General features: G+C 65.3%; 3 protein-coding genes. All 3 read right to left on the bottom strand.

The features are described from left to right. Positions 1-5 precede the first annotated feature (5 nt). The 3 genes from ACFE72_RS14980 to ACFE72_RS14990 are packed head-to-tail and all read right to left on the bottom strand — an operon-like array spanning position 6 to position 23,628. The gene (locus ACFE72_RS14980; RefSeq protein ID WP_375413895.1) at positions 6-7,385 is read right to left on the bottom strand and encodes an amino acid adenylation domain-containing protein; all 7,380 of its coding nucleotides are present in this window, start codon (positions 7,383-7,385) and stop codon (positions 6-8) included. A 14-nt stretch (positions 7,386-7,399) separates the two neighbouring features. Continuing rightward, positions 7,400-9,265: an asparagine synthase (glutamine-hydrolyzing) gene (asnB, locus tag ACFE72_RS14985; RefSeq protein ID WP_375413896.1), complete on the bottom strand. Its 1,866-nt coding sequence runs from the start codon at positions 9,263-9,265 to the stop codon at positions 7,400-7,402. A gap of 5 nt (positions 9,266-9,270) precedes the next feature. After that, the gene (locus ACFE72_RS14990) at positions 9,271-23,628 is read right to left on the bottom strand and encodes an amino acid adenylation domain-containing protein (protein WP_375413897.1); all 14,358 of its coding nucleotides are present in this window, start codon (positions 23,626-23,628) and stop codon (positions 9,271-9,273) included. Between the last annotated feature and the right edge of the window lie 166 nt (positions 23,629-23,794).

Here is a 23,794-nt window from a genome sequence, read left to right on the forward strand (position 1 = left end):
CCACTTCAGTCTGCCTCCAGGAGTTGGTCGATCTGGTCGGCCGAGAATCGGCCGTAGGTGAAATCTTTCGCCCGCGCATGGCCGGCGTGGTCCGTAACTCCTTCGGCAATTGCAGTCAGCGTCTCGACGATCGCCGAAAGCAGGCGCTCGGCGGTCTGCCGCCGATACCGGAGCTTGTCGAAATCGATGGTCAGTTCGAGTCTTCCATCCGTCACCATCGCTATAACGTCGAGGGCATGCGGCCGCGGCATGTCTGGCGCGATCGCTCCGCCGGGTGCGTTCCAGTCGACCGAAAGAGCCGGCCTTATCCGGCTTGCGCCGAAATTGCCCAGGAAATTGAATCCGATCTGACCGGTCACAGCCGGGAGCTTCGGTCCGGATGGATGCCGCGTCAGCAAACCATAGGTTCGCCCGCGATCGGGCATCCGCCGCAAGGCGGAGTGGATCTCCTCGATCGTTTGCGCGACAGCGGCGTCGGTGCGCGTCAGCAGCAATGGAAAGAAATTGGTGAACCAGCCGACGGTGCGGCCGAGATCCGGAAATTCCAGGTCGCCGTCGATGGGTGCCTCGCGGCCGTGTCCTTCCAGGGTGACCAGCACCGCGTTGCGTTCGAAGACGCGGGCTACTGCAGACCCGAGCGCTGCGAGCAGCAGTTCCTCGGTCCCGGTCCCCCAGTCCCGCTGTGCATTTGCGAGCAGCGCTTCAGTCCGGTCCTGATCGAGGACCAGAGAAACCTGTTCAAGGTCGCCGAACATCGGCACGCCGACTACGGGTAAATCGGCCGGCAGCGCCGGGGGGACACTGACGGTGCGCCAGTAGTGAATTCGGCTGCTCCAGTCGGTTTGCGTCGCCAAACGCTGCAGTGCGGATGCATATTGCGCCACCGATGTGGATAGCGGTCCGAGATCAGGCGCCACGCCATCGTGGGCCTGAGCATAAGCGGTCGCGAAGTCCTCGATCAACACGCGCCAAGAAACCGCATCGACGATGGCATGATGGGCGATCAGCAGCAGTTCGCCACCGGCAGGGCCGGATGCAAGCAACCCCTTCATTAGCGGACCTTGGCTCAATGAGAATCCGGCCTGCGCCGTACCCGCTGCCTTTGCCAGCGCTTCGCCATTCGGCAGCAGTTCGAGCAGTTCGACCGGGTCCGGCGAGCCAATGACCTGGATCACGGTACCGCCCTCGCGATTGAACTTCGCGCGCAGCGCGTCGTGCTGGCGCCACAGCGCCGTCAGCGCGGCGGCAACCGCGCCGGTATCGAACGCAGCGTCGCTGCGCAGCACGACCGCCTGGTTGAAATGCGATGGAGTCCTTTGCGTAGTGTCGAACAGCCAGCGCTGGATCGGCGACAAGGGGACCTCGCCGATGACCGGAAAGCGAGCGTCGTCCGCCGCGACGCTCACGGCGGTCGCCGCCAAATGTTCGGGTGTGGGATTCTGGAAGACATCGCGGATTTCCGTGCGCCAGCCGTGCAGGCGCAATTCCGAGACGATCCGGATCGCGTGAATTGAGTCACCGCCGAGCTGGAAGAAGTCATCGTCGAGCCCGATTTCTTCTCGTTCCAGCACCTTTTGCCAGGCTTCAACGACCGCGAGTTCCGCTTTCGAGCGCGGCGGCCGTCGCCGTGCCTGAGCACTCGCCAGCGGCAGCGGCAAGGCGGTCCGGTCGACCTTGCCGTTGACCGTCATGGGAATTCGGTCGATCTCCACAAGGAACGCGGGGACCGCGTAGGGCGGCAGGCGTTCGCCGAGGGCGCGTCGCAGATCGACGACCGACCGGCTAGGCGATCGCGGGATCCGGCCTTCGGCGAATAGCCGCTCGTAAAAAGGAGCATGGCGAAAGCCGTCGGCAATGTGTGCGCTGGTCCAATCCACCTCGACGCTTTCCCGCCCGGGACGCTCAATGACGCCCGTTATCCGGAAGTCGGGGTTGCGGCCCGTGAAGCTTGCGTGCCGCTCGACATTGAGCCTGATGCAGTCACCGGGGCGTGCATCGATACCTTGCGGCAGCGCCGGCAAGTAGACGGGAATCCAGCTCGCAGGGCTTTCCAGGATATCGACCACCAAATCGGTGTCCACGAACAATCGCAGCCAGACCACGAAGCCCGTGATCCGGCTCGCTTGCGTGATGCGAAGGACAATCCGATGCTCGTCGTTCAGCGGGACTTCCTTTGTATAGTCGAGATCCTCGAACGGCGCTTCGGTCGAGACGATGGCCTCGTCCGGCAGATTCTTGAGGCATAGACGAAGATCGAACGGACGGCCGACCGCTTCGAAGATGCGTTCGACATAATGGGCCGCAATATCCGAAAAGCCTCGCGATGCGACATCGTCGTCAATGCTGACGGCCGCAATCAAGGTGAGGCTGCGCCGCGGCAGCATGTTGGCGGGATCGGCCAGCAGCCGGCGGGCGCCGTTGATGATCGCCGCAGCGCCTTCGGAGCCGCCAATCGCGCCGACGATTTCTGAGATGCACCAGTCGGCAGGCTCCGGCAGTGTGATGGCGGCCGCGTCGCCCTGTATAACCTCGATCCGATCCGACAGTCCGAGCTCGGCGACCGTCCGGCGCGCCGCGGCGGCGGTCTGCTCGAGCAGATCAATCGCGTAGACCTTGCGTGCTCCTGCCGCAACCGCAAGTTGTGCCAAAATGGCCATCGGTCCGGTGCCCACGTCCACGACGACTTTGCCCGGAAGATGCCGGGCGAAGGCCGTGCGGTAGCGCCGGTTGCGGTTTTCGTCCGCGGCCATCCGGCCATAGGTGACGTCATCGTAGACGAAGAATTCGGCAATCGAGGGCCACAGTTCGAGCACCGGTTCGGGCACGTAATAACCGATCAGGGCAGTCGAGCCGTCGCCGCGCAGATGGGGAGCTACATGCGCGTCGCGGAGCCACTCGACCGCACGCATCGCCTGCTCGACCTCGCCGAGTTCGATCCGGTGGCCGGAGACCTTGACCTGTTCGTCGCGGCGGCCGAGGAAATCCACGCTGCCGTCGCTCAGCCAGCGGGCGCGGTCGCCGGTCCGATAGAGCCGCGCCCCGGTGTCCGGATGGCGGACGAATTTCGCCGCTGTTTGCTCGGGCTCGTTCTGATATCCGCGCGCCACGCCGAGGCCGCCGAGAAAGATTTCACCGTCGATACCGATCGGAACCCGCCGCAGGCGCGCATCGAAAATATGCAGGCTGGTGTTCGGCAGCGGCTGCCCGATCGGAACGCGCGGCGGCTGCAGGCCGGAGTGGACGGCGTGCATCGTGGCGCAGACGGAAAATTCCGTCGGTCCATAGGCATTGAAGGCGGCAAGCTGCGTGGCATAGTGCGCCATCTCTCCGGATGGCGCTGCTTCACCCGCCGAAATCAGCGTGCGAATGCCCGAGAGCTGCGCGCGCTCCAAAGCGCGCAGGTAGGTCGGGGGCAGGGTGACGACGGTTGCCTTGCTGACGGCAAGGTATTCCAGGAAAACTGGCAGCGACTGCAGCGCGGATGACGGCGGCAGCAGGACGGTACCCCCGGCGAACAACGCCATGAACATGTTCGCCAGCGACGCGTCGAATGACGGCGAGGCGAATTGCACCACGCGGTCGGTTGCGTCCAGCCCCAACGCTTCGATCTGCCCGAGCGACATATTGACGAAACCGGCGTGCTCCACCATCACGCCCCGCGGTTCGCCGGTAGATCCGGATGTAAAGATCACATAGGCGACGTCACGCGCGGCGCTGCGGTCCTTAAATGCTTCGCTGTTCGGGCGGGGGTGCGCAGCAGCGATCAAATCGTCGATCAGTACCGTTCGCACGCCGAGGCGGGGTGTGGCGATGCGCAGCGCCGGGTCTGCGAGCACGAGCCGGCAGTCTGCACGACGTGCCATCGCGACCATCCGCGCCGCAGGCAGCGCCGGATCAATCGGAACATAGACGGCTCCAGCCTTGACGATGGCGAGCATGGCGGTGACCGATGCGATACTGCGTTCCGCGAGCACCGCCACCCGGTCGCCGGGAACGATACCCAGCGCGCCGGCAAGATGCAGCGCGAGATCGTCCGTAATCGTCGCAAGCGCGCCGTAGCTGATTTCCCTGCCTGGTTCGGCCAGCGCCGCGCGATCGGAGAAACGAGCGGCGGCGGCGCTGAAACACGATGTGATGGTTGCCGGGGCCGGTCGCTCGACCACCGGACCCTGTTCGAATTTCGCGATGGCGCCGTGCTCGGCCCCGGTCAGCAGCGACAGATCGCCCACCTCGGAATCCGGAGCGAGCGTTGCGCTCCACGCCAACTGCTGGAAGTGCTCGCCGCAGCGCCGGATGCGCGGAGCGTCATACAGGTCGGTGTTGTAATTGAGGTCGAGCACCAAGCCGTCGCCGGCGCGCTGAAAGTGAAAAACCATGTCGTAGCGGCTGAACGCCCAGGCGTTCTGGGGGCCGAAGGGCGAAGCCGCGATACCGTCCAGAACGAGGTCCACCGCGTCGAACGCCTGTTCGATGATCATGACGTCGAACAGCGGCGAGCGGCTCATGTCGCGCTCCAACGCGAGCTCGCCGATCAGTGCATCGAATGGATAGTTCTGATGCTGCTGGGCCTCCGCCACCGTCCGCGCCACCGCGCTCAGCAGGCCGGCAAACGGCGCCGCGGAATCCACGTCGTCGCGCAGAACGACGGTCGTGGCCAGATAGCCGATCAATGGCGCCATGGCGGGATGGTCGCGACCCGCCGTGGTGGTGCCGACTGCGATGTCGCGTTGCCCGGTGTAGCGATGCAGCAGGGCTTTGAGCAATGCCGTCAGCAGCACGAAGATCGTAACGCCGCGGCGCTCGGCGAGTCCCGCCAATGCCGCGCTCAGCTCCGGACCGAACTCGAATCTCTCGGTCGATCCGTTGAACCTCTGCAGCGGCGGCCGCGGCCGGTCGACCGGCAGCTCCAAGGGCCCCGGCGGGGTACGGAAGCGCTCGATCCAGTAGTTCCGCGCGGTGGCGAATTCACCCGCCGCCTGGCGTTGCTTCTGCCAGGCCACGACGTCGCGGTACTGCAACGGCAGCTCCGGCTGCAGCGGCTTGCCCCGCCGGCAGTCCCGATAGAGCTGCGCCAGGTCGCGCACCAGAACATCGAGCGACCAGAGGTCGCTGACGATATGGTGAATATTGAACAGGAACAGATGCCGTTCGCGGCCGTCGGATGCGGCGGGTAGCCGCGCGAGGCCAACGCGCAGCAACGGACCGTTCGCCAAATCGAATGCGCGATTGCGCTCGGCTTCGGCCAACTGCGATGCGGCGTCGGCCGCATCTGGCCGCTCGCTAAGATCATGCCGCTCGATCTGCCACGGCAGATGGTCCTGAACGACCTGCCGCAATTCTCCGTCGTCTTCGCCGAACGTCGTCCGCAGCGCTTCGTGCCGCGCGATAAGGATCGTGAAAGCCTGTTCCAAGGCGGCGGCATCGAGCGCGCCTTCCAGCAGATACGCTTCAGCAAGATTGTACGCGGTCGCCGCAATACCCATGCGATCAAGCCGCCAGAGCCGCTGCTGGCCGGGCGACGTCGGATAGGACCGCGCCTTTTCCAGGCGAGGGATCGGCAACACCGACCCGCTGTTTCGGTGCAGCGCGATGAAAGCGGCGAGATCGCGGACTGTCGATCGCTCAAAAAAATCCTTCAGCGCGATCTCGACGCCGGTTTCCTCCCATATCCGCATCACCGCGCGGATGGCTTTCAGCGAATCACCGCCGAGTTCGCGAAACGCCGCCGTCGCGCCGACTCGCGCGATCCCGAACAACTCGCTCCAGACCCGCGCGATTCCTTGCTCCAGCTCGCCTTCTGGAGCGACAAAGGGAATGCGCTGGTGGATCAGCTCGTCGGGCCGGGGCAGCGCCTTGCGGTTGACCTTGCCGCTGATCGTCTGCGGCAGTTCGGCCAGCACCATGAAGAAGTGCGGCTGCATGCCCGCCGGCAGCGTGCGATTCATCTCGGCCTGAATGGCCGCCGTCGCCAACGCCTCCGTCGAGTTGTCGCTTCGCGTGTAATAACCGACCATGCATGGCTGGTCGTTGATGCCGGCATGCACGGCCACCACGGCCTGATCGATGCCGGCGACGCCGCGCAGCGCGGCCTCGACTTCTGCAAGCTCGATCCGCACACCGTTGATCTTGATCTGGTTGTCCATGCGGCCGAGGCACTCGACCGCGCCGTCGGGAAGGTAGCGGCCGAGATCGCCGGTCTTGTAGACGACATCGTCCGGTTCATTGCTGAGCGGATTGAAGATGAAACTTGCGGCGGTGAGTTCGGGCTCGCCGAGATAACCCAGCGAGCGATAGGGTGTCTGGATATGGATTTCGCCGATCTCTCCGGGGCGGCACAGCCTGTTTCCGTTGACGATCAGTGCGGCAGTGTTGGGGAGGGCCAGTCCGACCGGCAAAATCTTGCCTGGATCTTCCGGCAGTGCGGTGATCCGATGAAACATCTTCGCCAGCGTCGTCTCGGTCGGCCCATAGAGATTGACCACCTCGGCTTCGGTGCCGGCGATCTCGCGCCATGCCCGGATGTCCCCTGCGAGCAGCGGTTCGCCGGCGACCAGCAAATGCCGGAGCGCCGGAAAGGGCCGCTCTGCGACCTGACGGCGCTGCAATTCCCGCACGATCATCCGCAGCATGGTCGGCACGATGTGCACGAGGGTCACGCCGGTCGCTGCCAGCCAATCAACCAGGCGGTGGGGCAGAACACGGGTGTCGGCCTCGGGAATGCATAAGGTGCCGCCGGTCATCAGCGGCACCAAGACGTCACGCAGGCTGACGTCGAAGGTAGAGGGCGCCAGCCAGGAGCAGCGACACCTCGCGTCGAGGGCAAACGTATCGATTTCCCAGCGCAGAAAATGGCTTAAACCGCGTTGCTGGCCAAGGATGGCTTTGGGCGCGCCGGTCGAACCGGAGGTAAACATCACGTAGCAGGGATCGCCGGGCGCGATCCGCAGGCCCGGATTGCCCGTTCCCGGTCCGGCATCGGCGGCGGTATCCGCAACCACAATTTCCGGCTTACGGCTTGTCGCGCCCAGCGCGGCGCTCAGGCGGTCGACATTGCTAGGGTCGGTGACGATGTGCCGGGGCGCCGCCTTGTCCATCTGAGTTGCAAGCCGGCGCTCGGGCAGCGCCGGCGGTAGCGGCAGGAACGCGGTGCCAGCCTTCGCTGCGCCGAGGAGACCGGCGACGTAGTCGATGCCGGGATCCATGAACAGACCCGTGACCTCGCCGGCCTGGGCGGAACTGCGCCGCAGAATGTCATGGGCGATCCGGTTGGCGGCCTGGTTCAACCGGCGATAGTCGATCGAGCGATCCCATGTCCGTACCGCAACGGCGTCCGGATGCGTCTCGGCCATCAATTCGAATTGTTCGACGAAAGCGTTGCGTTGCATGAAACGTTCCGGGCTCAGGCTGGCGGCAGATTGAAAATATCGAGAAAGAGGCCGAACGTCAGGACCACCATCAGCAGGTCATCCTCAAAAGTCTGGCTCAGGGCGAAATTGGGACGCCGATATTGCGCCTTGAGCCGTTCCACGGTCTCGACGTTGAAATAGCCCTGGCGGCGGATCCGCTCCGCCGACAATAAATCCTCCACCCAAGGCAATTTCAGTTCCAGCAGCGCCGGGCTCGCCGGCGCGACGAAACTGAATTTTTGGCGATCGACAATGGAATCCGGCAAATAGCGCCGCGCCAGCGTCTTCAACACCGCTTTCTCGCGGCCACCTTCCAGCATCAGTTGCGGCGGGATCTGCCGTACGCATTCGATGACGCCGACGTCAAGAAAAGGGTAGCGGGCTTCCACGCCGTTGGCGAACGCGACGCGGTCGCCATGATCGGCGAGCAGATGATCGGCCATCCGCAGCTTGAAATCGACATAGGAACGCTTGTGGAAAACGCTTCGGCCATCGAGGCGCGCGAGGTCGACCGGCGGTTCGGCAAGACAGTCGAAGTCCGTATGCCGCGCCGCAAGCGGTGGTGCGTAGAGCGCCTGTTTCATCTCGCCCAGCGCGTAATACGGCTTTTCGTAGAAGAAGTCGGACGCGCCCCATAAACGGGTGCGCATTTCCGCTTCCAGCATGTCGGCCACGTCATGACCGCCATTGTTGCGGCCGCGCTCGAGGTCGAGACGATATCCGATGTAGCCGCCGAACAGTTCGTCCGCGCCTTCGCCCGTCAGCACCACCTTGAGGCCGGCATCGCGCACCATCCCCGACAGCACAAGCGAACACGCGTTGTAGGATTCCCGCAACGGAGCTTCGGCGCAGCGCACGATGTCGGTGAGGCAACCGAGGATATCGCCCGAACTGATCTCGCGCTGGTGATGGCGGGTGCGCAGCCGCTCCGCCATTACCTGCTGATACCGTCGTTCGTCGATCGCAGGATCGGCGAATGCGATCGAGAAGCTGTTCCTTGCTTCATTCGGTGCGAGGTCGGCGGCAATGGCGGCGATCAGCGCGCTGTCGAGGCCGCCGCTCAGATAGGCGCCGACGGGAACGTCGGCCTGCAGGCGATAGCGCACCGCCTGGCGCAACGCCGCATCAAGCGATTCGATGCAGGAGGAGGGATCGGCGGCGGTGTTTTCGGTTTCGCCGGGATAGTCCAGATCCCAATACTGAATCAGTTGCGGCTTGCGGCCGGCCTCGGCGACCAGAATATGTCCGGGCGGCAGGCTGCTTACGCCCTGGAATAAGGTGCGGGGCGATATCGGCCCCGGAAACGTCAGCACTTGATCGAGCCCGGTAAGGTCGACACGCCGCGGCGTGGCCGCGTGCTTCAAAAGCGATTTGATCTCGGAGGCGAACAGCAGGCCGGTGCCGGTTTCCGTATAGAATAAGGGTGCGATCCCGACGTGATCTCGCCCGAGCACCAGCCGGCGCCGCCGCTCGTCATACAAGGCAAAGGCGAACTGTCCATTCAGCTGCGACACGAAGTCGAGGCCGTGCTCGATATAGAGTGCGGGCAGTACTTCGATGTCCGAACGCGTGCGGAAACGGTGGCCGCGGCTTTCCAAACGGGCGCGCAGTTCGCGGTAATTATAAATCTCTCCATTACAAATACAAACGACGCTGCGGTCGGCGCTCCAGATCGGCTGGTTGCCGGTTTCCAGATCGACGATCGAGAGCCGCCTGAAGCCGAGCCCGATGCCGGGCCCCATGTGGTAGCCCTGGTCGTCGGGACCGCGGTGCACGAGGGCTTCGGTCATTGCCGCAAGCGCGCGCGGGTCAATCGGTACCGCTGCATCGAATCCGTGGATACCGGCGATACCGCACATCGGGCTTACCATCCCTCCGCGAGCAACTGGGCTCGGTCGGCGCCTGCAACGATCATCGGCGTGGCGGCGGGGCGCCCGATCCGGTCCGCAAGCTCCGCCACCGTCAAGCGTGGATCGTTCGCGACCTCGGCGGCAAGCGCCACGAAATCCTGCGCGATTGCGGCGGCGGAGGATCGATCAAACATATCCACGGCGTACTCCAGCAGTAATTCGAGCGATGGCTTGTCTTCGACCATGAAGTTGAGGTCGTATTTGGCGCTGATCGAAACGTCCCTCAACGGCCGCGCCTTCACATCCGGCAGGTCAAGCCGCAGTGGATCGTTGTTCTGCAGGATCAGCAGCACGTCGAACAAGGGGTGGCGGTTAGCCGCCCGCGGGCCGGCGATGTCCTCCACCAGCCGATCGAAGGGGTATGACTGGTGCGCAAGGGCATCGAGCACCACGCCGCGCAGTTCGGAGAGAACGGAGGCGAAAGTCCGGCCGCTGTCATGAACCGCGCGTAGCGGCAACAGATTGAGATAGAAGCCGACCTGTGGTTCAAGCTCGAGCCGCTGGCGTCCGGCCACCGGCGTCCCGATCACGACGTCAGCCTGTCCTGACAGCAGATGCATCTGCACGTGGACCAACGCTGCGAGGACCATGAACAGACTGGCCTCATGCCCGAGGGCCAGATCGCGCAACCGGCTCGACAGCCGCGCATCGAGCGTCAGTGCAACGATGTCTCCGCGACGCGTCGGTACCGCAGGCCGCGGCCGGTCGTAGGGCAGATCGAGGGTATTGCCTCCATCTTCGAACCGTTCGAGCCAGTATCGCCGCGCCGCCGCGACCGCCGGGCTGTCGGCGCCGGCGCGCTGCCATGCCGCGAAGTCCTTGTATTGGATCGACAAGGGCGTCAGGCGCGTCGTCAACTGCGCGGCCGATAAGCCTGGTTCGGCGCGGGCGATCACATACAGCGCCTGCAGGTCGCGCAGCATGACCGTTACCGACCATCCATCCGCGACGACGTGATGCATGTTGAGCGCCAGCAGAGAGCGGTCCTGGCCGGCGGCGGCCTCGGGCAAGCGCATTAGGCGCGCACGCAGCAGCGGCCCCTTGCTGAGATCGAAGACATGGTGCAACTCGGCAGACAATACCTTTTCGATCAGTGGGGCTTCCGCCGCCGAGGCGTTTTCCTCCAGCGGCAGCGTAAAGCCTTCCGGCGCCGCATCGACGATCTGCCGCGGTTCGCCGCGCCGGAGCACGAACCGCGTTCGCAGCACTTCATGGCGCGCGGCCAACGCGGCGAATGCGCGGGCGAGCGCATCTGCGTCGAGCCGGCCTTCGAGAACAAAGGCTCCCACCATGTTGTAATGCACTTGATCGGGTTCGGTGGTCTGCAGCAGCCACAGGCGACGCTGGGCAAAGGAGAGCGGGTAGCCGGCATCGGGCTCGGAAGGTGTCGGGGCGGGGCCGATGCAATCGCCGGCAAGGGTCGCGCGGGCGTCGATCAGTTCGGCCAATGCGGACAGGGTAGGGGCGCTGAAAAAGTCTTTCAGGCTGAGCTGCCGGCCCAGCCGCTGGCGAATCCGCGCTACCGCCTGGCTTGCCTTGAGGCTGTGGCCGCCCAATTCGAAGAAGTTATCGGAACGGCTTACGCTGGCCGCGCCGGTCAGCTCGCGCCAAATCTCGGCCAGCGCCTGCTCCAGCGCCGATTGGGGCGGATCGTCCGAACCCAGCGGAGAGGCCAGCGGCGTTGCCGGCAATTGCGTCAGCCGTTTGCTGTCCACCTTTCCGTTGCCGGTCATCGGTATTGCGCCGATGAGCTTATAACGCGAAGGCAACATATAGTCGGGCAATTTGTCGCCCAAATGGGTGAGCACGGCCTCGAGCGTCAGCGCTGGTTCGGCCACCAGCCAGGCGGTCAGGCCATTCGCGCCATCGGCACGTACGGCGGCGTCGCGTATCAGCGGGTGGGTCAGCAACTGGCTTTCGATTTCCCCGGTCTCGATGCGATAGCCGCGGACTTTGGTCTGGTCGTCGATACGGCCGAGGTAGATCAACTGCCCGTCCGGATCGAGCCGGCCGAAGTCGCCGGAGCGGTAGAGCCGTTGTCCCGGCAAGTCCGGATGTTCGATGAAGCGCGCGGCGGTCAATTCGGGCCGGTTGAGATAGCCTCGCGACACGCCGTGGCCGGCCACGCAGATTTCTCCCGGAACCCCCGGCGGCTGCAGCCGCAGGTCGGCATCGACGACCACGATGGCGTAACTGGGCAGTGCATTGCCGATCGCACTGCGTCCATCGGCGATCTCCGCCGGTCCGATTACCTTCCAGGTTACGTGAACCGTCGTTTCGGTGATGCCGTACATGTTGACCAGCCGCACGCCGGGATGCCGGCGGTGCCAATCGGCCAGCCGCGCCGGCTGCAATGCCTCGCCGCCGAATATCACGAGCTTGAGCGCGAGCTCCGGCTGACCGAGCGCGGCATCGCTCAGGGCATAGAAAGCCGTCGGTGTCTGGTTCAGCACCGTCACCTGGTGAGCCGACAACAGTGCGAGGAATGCCGGCGCATCCTGCGCCGTATGTTTCGGCACGATCACGAGACGGCCGCCGAACAGCAGGGCGCCGTACGTTTCCCATACGGAAAAATCGAAGCAGGGCGAGTGGAACAGCGCCCAGGTATCTGCGGGTCCGAAACCGAAAGGAAGGTTTTGCTGGAACAGCAGTTGGATCACGTTGCGATGTTCGATCATCACGCCCTTGGGCTGCCCCGTCGAACCGGACGTATAGATCACATAGGCAAGGCTGACCGGCCGCGCCGCCGGCGGGAGATTGCCTTCCGCTTCATGGTCGAGCGCGGCGAGATCCACCACCGTCGAAACCATCGAAGCCATCCCAGAAGCATGCGCAGCGTCGGTGACGATTACACGCATGCCGGAATCCTCCGCCATGAAGCGCGCCCGCGCGGCGGGATAGTCGGGGTCGATCGGAACATAACCGCCGCCGGCTTTGAGGATTCCGAGCATGGCGATCGGCAGGCCGATATCGCGGTCGAGGCAGATTCCGACCGGCTCGTCCGATTGTACGCCGAGAGCTTTCAAGCGGTGGGCGAGGCGGTTTGCCGCCCGGTTGAGTTCATCATAGGACAGCGTCCGCTCGCCGCTGATGACCGCGACGGCCGTTGGCTGCGCCGCGGCGATGCGCTCGAATACGCCGTGAATGGTGAGGTCGCGCGGATATTCCGCAATGTCGCGAGCCCGTGCCAGCGCGGCTTGGCGCTCCCCGTCCAGCAGGATCTCGAGTGCGGCAATCGGCTGCGAAGGCTGCGCCGTTGCCTCGGCGAGCAGCCGATGAAAGCGCGCGGCGATGCGGGCTGCGGTGCTTTGTGCAAACAGATCGCGATTGTAGACCAGGCTGAGATCAAGCCCGTCCGCATGGGCGCGGATGCTGAGTACCAGATCGTATTTGCCCCAGCCCAGCCCGGTATCGACCATGCGCGCGTGCAGCGTGCCGAAAGCGGGCGGCTCCGGCGCATCGTCGTAGTGGAACAGCACGTCGAACAGCGCCGTCCTGCTCATGTCGTTTTTCGGCTTGACCGCCAATACCATGAGATCGAACGGCATCGCGGCGTGCGCCAGCGCGGTCCTGTGGATGTCGCGGGACCGGATGACCAGCGCCGCAAAGGTATCGCCCGGCAACATCTCGAGCCGCTCCGGTACCAGGTTCGACGCCGGACCGAACAACAGGGGAAACGCGCCGGAAACAGGCTCGCCGATCATGATGTCGGCTTGTCCCGACAAGCGATGCAGCAGCGCCTGGAATGCGCCGCGCAACAGGTCTGCGCGTACGCAATCGTGGCCCACCGCGCAGGCATCCAGCCGCGCCGTCAGCTCCGCGGGCAATGTCATGGCGACGCGGCCTGCCGAATAGGTATGGATGGAGGGACGCGGCCGGTCAGTCGGCAACAGGAGCGGCGTCATTCCGTCCAGTGCCGCGCGCCAGAACTTTGCGTGCTCATCGTGCGCGCCGGCCTGGGCTCGTTCCGTCGCCGCTACCACGGATATAAAGCTCGAAGCTTCCGGAAGCGCCGCGCCGGGGTCGGCGTATAGAATCGCCATCTCCGCTGCAAGCGCCGCCAAAGCCTGCGGATCGGCGATCGCATGATGCGCGGTCAGGCATAGCAGCGGCTCACGGTCACCGCCGCAGAGTGCTGCCCGCAGCAGCGGCGGCCTGGTCAGATCGAACATTTTTTGGCTGTCGGCAATCGCCGACGATAGCGCGTCGCCGCCGGAATCCAGAACGCTCAAGACGACGTTCGCCATCGGCGCGACCTCGATCACGGGGCGCTCGCCGTCCGTCGTCAGGCCCGCGCGGAGCAGTTCATGTCGCGCTACCAGCCGGTCCAGCGCGGCCTGGAGCCGGATTTGGTCGGGCGGCCGGTCAAAAGCGAGGACCGCCGGCATGTTGTAATAAGTCGGCCCCTCGGCGTAGAGCTCGCCGCGCTCGAACTTGTCGACGAACCACAACCTTTCCTGATGAAAGGATGGCGACGCCGCAACGGGCGCCAGAGCGAGCCGGGCGACCGCCGTCTCCGGCGCGGCCGCCGCGGCGGCCAGGATTGCGACAAGGTCGCGCATCATCTTCTCGATGCGCGGGCGATCGAACAGGTCGCTGTTATAGACCGCCTTGAGCAGGATTTCGGCGGGGCTGTCGGTCACGTAAATCGTGAAGTCGAACTGGCTGGTGGGCGTGTCGATTTCCATAAAGCCGAAATCATAGCCTTGCAGGATGTCGCGGATCTCTTCGCGCTCATCCAGCACCAGAACAACGTCGAACAGCGGATTGCGCGCCGGATCGCGGGGCGCGGCGACGCTGTCTACGATGCGATCCAGCGGAACCTCGCCGAGCTCGATGGCCTTGAGTAGTTCGTCGCGCACGCCGCAAGCGAGCATTTCGAACGACTGCTCCGGATCGATCTCGACCCGCAGCGGTACGGAATTGACAAAAAAGCCGACGACATCCTCGATGGCCGCGCGATCGCGTCCCGCCACCACGCTGCCGATCATAAATTCCTTTCGTCCGGTGAGGCGATGGAGCAGGAGATCGGCCGCCGCCGTGACAATGGCAAACGTTCCCGCTCCGATCCTGGAAGCCATGGCCCGGAGCGCGTGCGCCGCTTCTGTCGTGACCGCGGCCAAGACCTGATCGCCGCGATAGGTTTTCACCGCTGGACGCGGCCGGTCGGACGGCAGATCGAGCGGGGCGCACAACGGCAGCAGGTGATCGCGCCAGGCGCTGACCGCCGCGTCGCGTGCCGCCGTCCGCGCGTTATGCCAGGCGGCATAATCGCGATATTGCAGCGACAGTTCGGGCAGCGCGACGGACGGCGCCCCTTCTTCCTCGGCCAGAAGCGCCATGAGATCGCGGGCCAAGATGCCGATCGACCATACGTCGCTGATCACGTGGTGAATGCTGAACGCTATCCGGCTTTCGTCGCTGAGAATGATCAGCCGCACGCGCCACAGCGGCGCGGAGGACAGGTCAAAAGGTTGGGCGGTCAACCCTGCCGCGGCCTGATGCGCGGCTTCCGCGGCATTCGCGGAAGCCCGGAGATCGAGCGTATCGTAATCCAGCGCGGCTGCGGGCTGCACGCGCTGGCGCGGTTCTCCACCGACGTCGAACAGGGCGGTGCGCAAGCTCTCGTGCCGCAGCGCCAGCCGGGTCAATGCGGCCTCCAGCACGGCGGCATCGATGGTCCTGCCGGTGCGCAGGACAAATCCGATGTTGTAGGCGGTCAAATCCGGTTCGAACTGGTCAAGCATCCACAGCCGCGCCTGGGCGCTTGACGCCGGATAGTCAGCGGCCTCCGGCAGCCGCGGGATCGGCTCGCTGGAAGCCGCATCCGCAAGGCAAGCGGAAAGCGCGGCGACGGTCGGCCGTGCGAGGAAGTCGCGCAAGGCCGGCGCGCGGCCGAATGCGCGTTCGATGCGCGCCAGAATGGCGATCGCCTTCAGGCTATGGCCGCCGAGATCGAAAAAGCTGTCGGTCACGCCAAGGCTCGGCAGACGAAGCACGTCACGCCAAATGGCGGCTATGCGCGCTTCAAGCGGGGTCCTTGGCGCCAGTTGTCGGACCGCCGCGACCCGCGGCAGGGTGAGCGCGGCAAGCGCGTCACGGTCAGGTTCGCCGTCTTTGTGCCGCGGCAAGGCAGGCAGCACCACGTATCGCCGCGGCCGATGGTCTGCGGGAAGATCGGCAAGCAGTGGTGCCAGTCGTCCGGGCTCCGCGGCAGCACCGGCGATAAAAGCGGTGACGCCCTCGTCCTCGACGATCGCCGCGGCTGCACTGACGCCGGGTATGGCGGAAAGTGTGCGTTCGATCAGATCAAGATCGACCCAGCCATGGGTGAGGCGCAGGAGCCGATCGGTAGAAGCGAGCCGCTCAATGGCGCCATCGGCCGACAATCGGCCAATGGCGCTTTCCGTCTTCCACCCGCCCGGCGTCCATGCTTCGATTGTCCCCAAAACACCGACGGGCGCCGGCGTGCCGAACCGGCCTATCACCCGCCGGCTCTGGTCGCTGGCCGCGGGCGGCGTGTCGCCGAATGACAATGGCAGCGCCGCAACGGCGAGATCGGGCGAGGTCGCGGCGGCAGCGATGATCGCAGTCAGGCTGTCGAACCAGCGCGCAGCCGTCGCCGCGCCGATCAGCGCGGTGTCGTAGTCGAGATCGAACAGCGCGGCGCCATTGAATTCCAGCACATTGAGAAAAATATCCGCCTTGGCGCGGTCAATCGGCGCCGATACCCACTCCGTATGCAATCCATCGAAATCGAGCGCAAATCCGCGGTCGACATTGAGCAGCGCTTTCACCGGCGCGGCATCGGCACCGTCGCGGAACAGCGCACGCGCCTCCTTTTGAAGGGAGAGCAGCGCGTTGTGCAGGCGCCGAGTCAGGGCAGCAAAGGACTCGATCGGATCGAGATCCACCGCAATGGGGACCACGACCGAGGCGTGGCCCACCAGCGTCGGCATGCCGGCGGCGATGTGGCCGGCTACCGGCAGGCCGATTGCAAAACGCGGCTGATCGGCCAGCCTCCCCAGCAGAACCGCAAAGGCCGATAGTAGGGCCGCGACGGGGCTAACCCCGATGGAACGCGCCAGTCCCTTTACCGCGTCGTAAACAGCCATGCCGGTCGGCAGCCTCGGATCGCGGCGATGCAGGCGACTGCCGGTCACGCCGGCCGCCCGGGTCAGGCTGTCGCCGGGCAATGCCAGCGGCGGCATCGCGGCGGCATCGGCCGCCGGATCGTCGCCCGTCAGCGCCGCTCCCCACGCGACAAATCGCTGAAACGATATCGCGGGCGCGAGCAGCACTTCTTCGCGGCGCCGTTCGGCATTATAGAGTGCGGCAAGTTCGGTCATCAGCAGTCCGAACGACCAGCCATCGACGATGATGTGATGAGCCGTCAACACCAGCACCGCCCGATCCGGGCGACGGCGCAGCAATTGCGCGCGGAATAGCGTCCCGGCTTCGAGGTCGAAGGCAGTAGCCAATCCCTCTGCGAGCAAAGCGTGCACCGCTTCGTCTCGATCCTCGATATCGCGGACTATCAGGCTTCCTTGGCTCGGAGCCATGACGCTGCATTGTTCACCGTCGAAAGCCGTTGCGCGCAGCGCTTGGTGACGCGCTATCAGGCGGTCCAGCGCCCCGGTCAGCGCCAATTCGTCAAGCGGCCCTTCAAGGTCGAGCGCGACGGTCTCGTTGTAAGCTCCGCTCGCTTCCGGCCGCGCGGCGAGCAGAAACCAGATTTCGCGCTGCCCGCGCGCGATCGCGCAGCGTGTCTGCGCCTCGATTGCGGCGGCCGGCGCCAGCCAGCCGTCGGCGCGCATGGCGGCCAGGCCCGCCGCAACCGCTGCGCTGATCTCATCCAAGTCGGCGTCGGTATGTGCCGTGGACAGGAAACAGTTACGCCCCTCCCAGACGAACACGCCGTTGTTGAGCAGGTGATAGTTGAGAATTTCCGTATTCTCGGCATATTCGAAGCGAAACAGCGAGGCAAAATGAGCGGTGCGGATCGGCACGCCCGCCTCGGAGAACTGCCGGTCCAGCCGATCGCAAAACACAGACGTGCGGGTATTGAGCTGTTGCTGCAGGGCAGGGCCCTGCTCCTGCAGGTGGGTCAGCACGGCTTCGGCGGCCGCCATCGTCAGCGGATGCGCGTTGAAGGTGCCGGCAATAAAAGCGGTGCGCGCGCTGGGTATGCTGTCGTCGCCATAATTCCACATGCCGCCATCGACCGCGTCGAGAAAACGCGAGCGGCCGGCAACGACGCCGATTGGCAGTCCACCGCCCACCACTTTGCCGTACGTCACGATGTCGGCGGCGACGCCGAAATGGCGCTGGGCGCCGCCGGGATGGATACGAAAGCCGGTGATGACCTCATCGAAAATCAGAGCGACGTCGTGCGCCATGGTCAGTGCCCGCAATTCGCGCAGGAACGCGGCCGGCTGAACCGCGGGATCGCGGCTCTGCACCGGCTCGACCAGAACTGCAGCGAGGCTCGCGGCGTGTTCCCGCAACAGATTGAGCGAGCGGGGATCGCCGTAGCGCAGCACCATCACGTCATCGATCATGCCTTGCGGCGTACCGTCGGCGATTGGCAGCGTGGTGACGCGCCCGGGCTGGGCCCAGCCGGCCGCCAGCACGCCATCGAAAGTCCCATGGTAGGAGTTGGTAAAGAAGGCGATGCGATTGCGATGCGTGACTGCGCGGGCAAGCCGCACCGCGACCATCACGGCTTCCGACCCGGTGCTGAAGAACGCGACCCGCTCGACGCCGGTCATTTCCGCAATCATCCGTGCGACCTTGCCCGCGCGCGTCGATTGCGGCCCCAATGCCGCACCCGCCGCCAGTTCGGTTTCGATCGCGCGGCGCACAAACGGCGGGTTGTGGCCGAACAAGGTGGCGCCGAAGCCCATGGTGATATCGATGTAGCGGTGATCGTCGATGTCCCAGACGTGGGCGCCGTCGGCGCGGGCCACATGCAGCGGATAGGTGAGCTCCTTCCATTCCGGGCGGAAACCGATGACCGATCTCGGGTTGGCAAACACATCGCGATACTTTGCGGTGTGTTCCTTGGAGCTGCGGGCGCGTTTGCCGTAGGCGTCGGCGAGCTTGCGGACGTGCTGCTGCTGCGCCGGCGTCCAGTCGGCGCGGCGGTCGGGTATCTTGCGATAGAGGCCCTTGACTTCGACGTCGGCGGTGGACGCTGCCGGCGCGGCAGGGGCGGAAACAACCGGCGAAGCGGTTCCCGCCGGAACGCCCTTGAGCGCATCGAGCTGGCGCGCGAACAGCGCATTCATCGCCTCGATCTGCTTGGCAAACAACTCGGTAAGCGGTCCGGGCGGAGGGGACGCCGCCGGTTTCTGATCCGCGGCGGCCGGAATCAATTCGGGTTCGGCCGGCAGCCTGGAGAGGATCAATTCTCGCAGCCGGTTGGGCGTGTCTCCGTGCTCGAAAATCTCGGCGATCGGAATCGCGATGCGGTGCTCGCGGTTGAGGGCCTGCTGCAGTTGCACGATCAACAGCGAGTCGAGGCCGAGGCTGAACCAGTTCGCATCGGCGTCGACCTGATCCGCAGCAAGCCCCGCCAATCCCTGAAGGGCGGCATCGATACTGTTCGAGACCCGCTCGCGAGTCCGGCCGGCAGGAGGGCGCGGGGTTGCGGCAGACGTGGAAACAGCAGCAAGCGGAGCTGCGCGGCCAGCAATCGGCAACAACCGCACCTGTCCTTCGAATGGATAGGTCGGGGCGTGGGTCCTGCTCGCGCCGCCATCGGCGAAAAGGCGAGGCCAATCGATGTCGGCTCCGCGCTCGAACAACTCCGCTACCGCTCGCAGCAGCGATGTTTCCGGATCCGGCGCCCCGCCACAGCTCAACCACGGCAGCTCCGGCATCGCTCTCGCTACGAGCGGAGCCAGACTGCATTTGGCGCCCAACTCCATCACGACCGTATCGTCGGCGACCGGAAGCGCGCGTAATGCATCATGAAAGCGGACCGGCTCGCGGGCCTGACGCGCCCAATAGGCCGGGGCGGCAATTTCACCGTCGGCGCGGTATCCCGACAGCGTCGAGTAGAAAGGTACCGTCGGCGCGCCGAATCCGGCTCGCTTGGCCAGTTCGTGCAGTCCCTCAAGAATGGGATCCATCTCTGCGGAATGAAATGCATTTTCAACATCAAGCCGGGTTGCCGGAACGCCGCGGGCGCGCAAGCGGCCGAGCAGGCTTTCGATTGCCCCCGCAGGGCCGCTCAGCGTGAGCTGCGCCGATCCGTTGATGGCGGCAACAGCGAGTTCAGGTAAATCCGTCAGGTCGGCTTGCAGTGCGGAAAGGCCGGTGCCGACCGCCGCCATCGCGCCCCCCGATCGCGTTTGCATCAGACGGCCTCGTTCGGCCGCAAAGCGCAACGCCGCCGCCGGATCGACCGCCCCTGCCGCGGCGGCGGCCGCGATCTCCCCCAACGAATGCCCGACCACTCCCGCAGGGCGGATTCCCCAATCGCGCAAGGTCAGGACGAGCGCCCATTGGAACGCGACGACAGCCGGTTGGGTTACCTCGGTGCGCGCCAGCGCCGCAGCATTGCCGGCATCGAACAGCAACTCGGTGAACGGTCGATCGAAATAGCCGGCCAGGATCGTCTCGGCTTGAAGCATTGCGCTGCGAAACACCGGGAAACGCTCGAACAGGACGCGCCCCATGCCCGCGGTCTGAGAACCATGGCCGGCAAAGGCGAATACCACCCTGGGCGGTTCGCCGGACGATCGTATTTCCGACCGCGGACAGGGCCGCAAGTTACGCAGCGCAGCGGCGGCACCCGCTGCGCTTGAACTCACAATAGCGGCGCGCGCCGACAACTTCGCCCGGCCGACGGCGGCCGTAAAAGCAAGATCGGTAACGGCGATGTCGCCTCGCGCGGTGAAGGTCTCCGCCCACCGCGCCGCTGTTGCAGCAAGGGCCCTGTCGCTGCGAGCGGAGAGCGGCACGATCACCGGCCGCAACGCGGCATCGGCGGTCGGCGAGGGAGCCGCCGCTTCCAGCACCACATGCGCGTTGGTGCCGCTCATGCCGAACGAACTGACGCTTGCGCGATGCGCCGTCCTCGTGCCGGCTTCAGCCTGCTCAGGCCATGGCCGCGATGCGCCGACTACCTGGACCGGCAGGCTGTGCCACGAAATATGCCTGTTGGGCGTGCGAAAATGCAGGCTTGGCGGCAGCGTGCGATGTCGCAGGGCAAGCACCACTTTGGCCACGCCGGCCAGGCCGGCGGCGGCTTCCAGATGCCCGATGGCGGTCTTGACCGAGCCGAGCAGCAGCGGCCGCGCGGCGTCGCGGCCCTCGCTATAGACGCTGGCTGCAGCCGCGACTTCGATGGGATCGCCAAGCGCCGTACCGGTCCCGTGTGTCTCGAGATAATCGACCGTGTCGGGCGCGACGCCGCCGGCTGCCAGCGCGGCTTGCATCACCGCGGCCTGGGCTGCGCCGTTTGGCGCGGTAAGTCCGTTGCTCGCGCCATCGTGATTGACCGCGCTGCCGCGGATCAGGGCCAGCACGCTGAACCCGTCGGCAAGCGCGCGCTCCAGGCGCATGGCGACCAGCACGACACAACCTTCACCGCGGCCATAGCCATCGGCGGTGTCGTCGAAGGTCTTGCAACGGCCGTCGTGCGCCAGCGCATTCATGCGCGACAGGCCGGTCTGGGTCTCCGGATCGAGCAGCAGGTTGACGCCTCCGACAATCGCCAGGTCGCTCTCTCCGCTGCGCAGGCTCAGGGCGGCCTGGTGCAGGGCCACCAGGGAGGAGGAGCAGGCCGTGTCGATTGCAAGGCACGGCCCGTTCAGCCCGTAATGATAGGACAGCCGGCCAGCGGCTACCGAGGGCGCGGTGCCGGTGTAGAAATACGGGCCGTCGGCGGCTTCCGTTGCGCGATAGTCGCTGCCGCTGATCCCGACATACACGCCCGTATGTGTTCCCTTCAGTGCGCCGGGATCGATGCCGGCGTGTTCCAGCGCTTCCCAGGATACCGTGAGCAGCAGTCGTTGCTGCGGATCCAGTGCTTCCGCCTCGGCAGGCGAAAGACGAAAAAACGGCGCGTCGAAGGCGGTGAGGTCGTTGAGATACCCGGCGTGGTCGGTCGCCATTTCGGAAGCGGCTGTTCGGGTCCAGCGCCCCGGCGGCGGCGCGCCGACGGCATCGCGTCCTTGCTCAAGCAGCCGCCAGAAACTAGCCGGCCCATCGACGTTTCCGGGCAGACGCAGACCCAGGCCGACGATTGCGATGGGCGCAACATCAAATTCATCTCGCAAGCGCTCGGCGGAGCGGGTTTCGTCGGCAGCGGGGGCTGCGGCGGTTCGGCTGTGCGGAAACTCGGTTGCAATCAGGGCGTCGGCGAGATCGTACAAGGTCGGCCGCTCGAACAGGGTCGTGACCGGCAATTCCAGTCCCAACGCACGATTGAGTCTGGCTCCGAATGCGGCGAGGCGCAGCGAGGTAAACCCGTTCTCCCGAAGCGGCACGGCGGGATCGATCGGGTTCGGCGCAAGATGGGCGGCCGCAGCGGTCAATGCCGCGATAAGGCCGGTACGGTCGCGCGCGAACCAGGCCTGCCGGACGGCATCGTCCATGGGCGCCGAGACGCGCTCGAGCGTCGCCACCTGTTCGGCGAAGCCGCCGGCGAGAAACCGCTGGGCAAGTTCGAAGCGCTGGATCTTGCCGCTGGTTGTCTTCGGAATGCGAGGGACCGCCAGGCAGTAATCGACCGGGATGCCGATCGCGCGGGTCACGCGGTCGGAAATGTCGCGGGCAACCGGTGCGAAGGCCTCGAGCTTCTTGCGAAACAGCACGAAGACCGCGAGCTGCTCACGCTCCCCGCCTGCCGGGCGCACCGCGCAGGCGACCACCTTGTTGAGGTCGAAGCCGTCAGCCGCCGAGGCGATCCGCTCAATATCCTGCGGATAATAGTTGACGCCATCGATGATAATGACGTCTTTACGCCGCCCCGTGATGATGAGCTCGCCATCCCGGCAGAAACCGAGATCACCGGTATCGAGCCAGCCCTGCGCATCGAGCGTCGTGCGCGTCGCCGCCTCGTTGCGATAATAGCCGCGTGTGACACTCGGGCCGCGCAATTTCACCGTACCAACGGTGCCATCGGGATAATGCGCGCCGGCGCCGTCCGCGATGCCGACCTCGAAACCGTCAAGCGGCCGGCCGACGACGGCAAATCCGGCCGCGTGGGGATTGTCGCGAGCCTCGAGAACCGCGCGGCACCCCGGTGCGAGGCTGCGCCGGTCGAGGTAGAGCGACCGCAGTCCCCGTTTGTCTCCCATGGTGACGACCAGGGTTGCTTCCGCCAGACCGTAAGCGCCGCGGATCGCGGTCGGTGGCAGGCCCTGCGATGCAAGCGCCGTGGTGAACTCATCGGCAAGTTCCGGCGCGATCGGTTCTGCGCCGTTGATGATCACCCGCAAACCGCTCAGGTCCCAGCCGTAATTCCGGGCCGGATCGAACGATCTGAGGAAATGGCGGTAGGAATAGTTGGGGCCGGCCGTCACCGACGCGCGGAAGGAAGCGCATCGCTGCATCCACACCAGTGGATTGCGCGTGAACGCTTTGGTCGGGATCAGACAGTGATCGAAGCCGAAGACTGCGGGCAGGACGTGGAAACAGATCATTCCGAAGTCGTGGGTGAGCGGCATCCAGTTGACCAGCCGCGGTTCCGGCACATCGGCGCGGATCGCGCCGACGATCGCCGATACGTTGGCGATCAGGTTGGCATGCGTGAGCGTCACGCCCTTCGGCGTTCCGGTGGAGCCGGACGAGAACTGGATGAAGGCAATATCGTCCGGCCTGCAGGGATGCGGCGGTGCTGCAGGCATTGAGCAGTCACGGGAGGCGGGGATGCGGCGTTCACCGAGCGCCGCGAGGACCGCAGTTGTGTTAACGTTCGCCGCCCGCGCCAGACGTTCGGTAAGGTCGGTGTCGGTATAAAGCCAAGGGCGCGTCAGCGTTTGTCCAACGTGCAAAATCTTTAGCGCCACCTCGTCGGTGGTCGGCACCGCGAGCGGAACGGGGACGATGCGACCGAGCACGCAAGCCCAGAACGCAGCAAGGAAGATTTCGAGGTCATCCGTAACAATGATAACCTCGTCGCCGGGTGCGACGCCTGCTTCGAGCAACGCTGTCAGCCGGCGTTGCGCGCGCGCGAGAAGTTCTTTGTATGGCAGGCAGGTGTCGGCTGCGCCGGATCCGGCAATAACAATGCCGCGGTCCGACAACGCCGACTCGTGCAGCGCTTCGACAAGCGTCGTTGGCCCCCTGTATCGCATCCGCGATCTACGCCGGATATGCGAAACGCGGACGGACCGCTTGCAATTGGCCGATATCTGCCATGGATTGCCGCCCCGACGCGGCTCTCCTGGCCAGCCCACCCAATCTCAATCTCACTACCCCTACCCCTTCGGAGCGCTTGAGCGCCCGACTCAACAACATACC

Origin of the sequence: uncultured Bradyrhizobium sp., assembly GCF_964252615.1 — a bacterium.
Taxonomy (GTDB): domain Bacteria; phylum Pseudomonadota; class Alphaproteobacteria; order Rhizobiales; family Xanthobacteraceae; genus Bradyrhizobium.

Coding starts and splice junctions, on each gene's coding strand:
- ACFE72_RS14980 (WP_375413895.1), bottom strand. CDS start 7,385: ATGCAACGCAACGCTTTCGTCGAACAATTCGAATTGATGGCCGAGACG.
- asnB (WP_375413896.1), bottom strand. CDS start 9,265: ATGTGCGGTATCGCCGGTATCCACGGATTCGATGCAGCGGTACCGATT.
- ACFE72_RS14990 (WP_375413897.1), bottom strand. CDS start 23,628: ATGCGATACAGGGGGCCAACGACGCTTGTCGAAGCGCTGCACGAGTCG.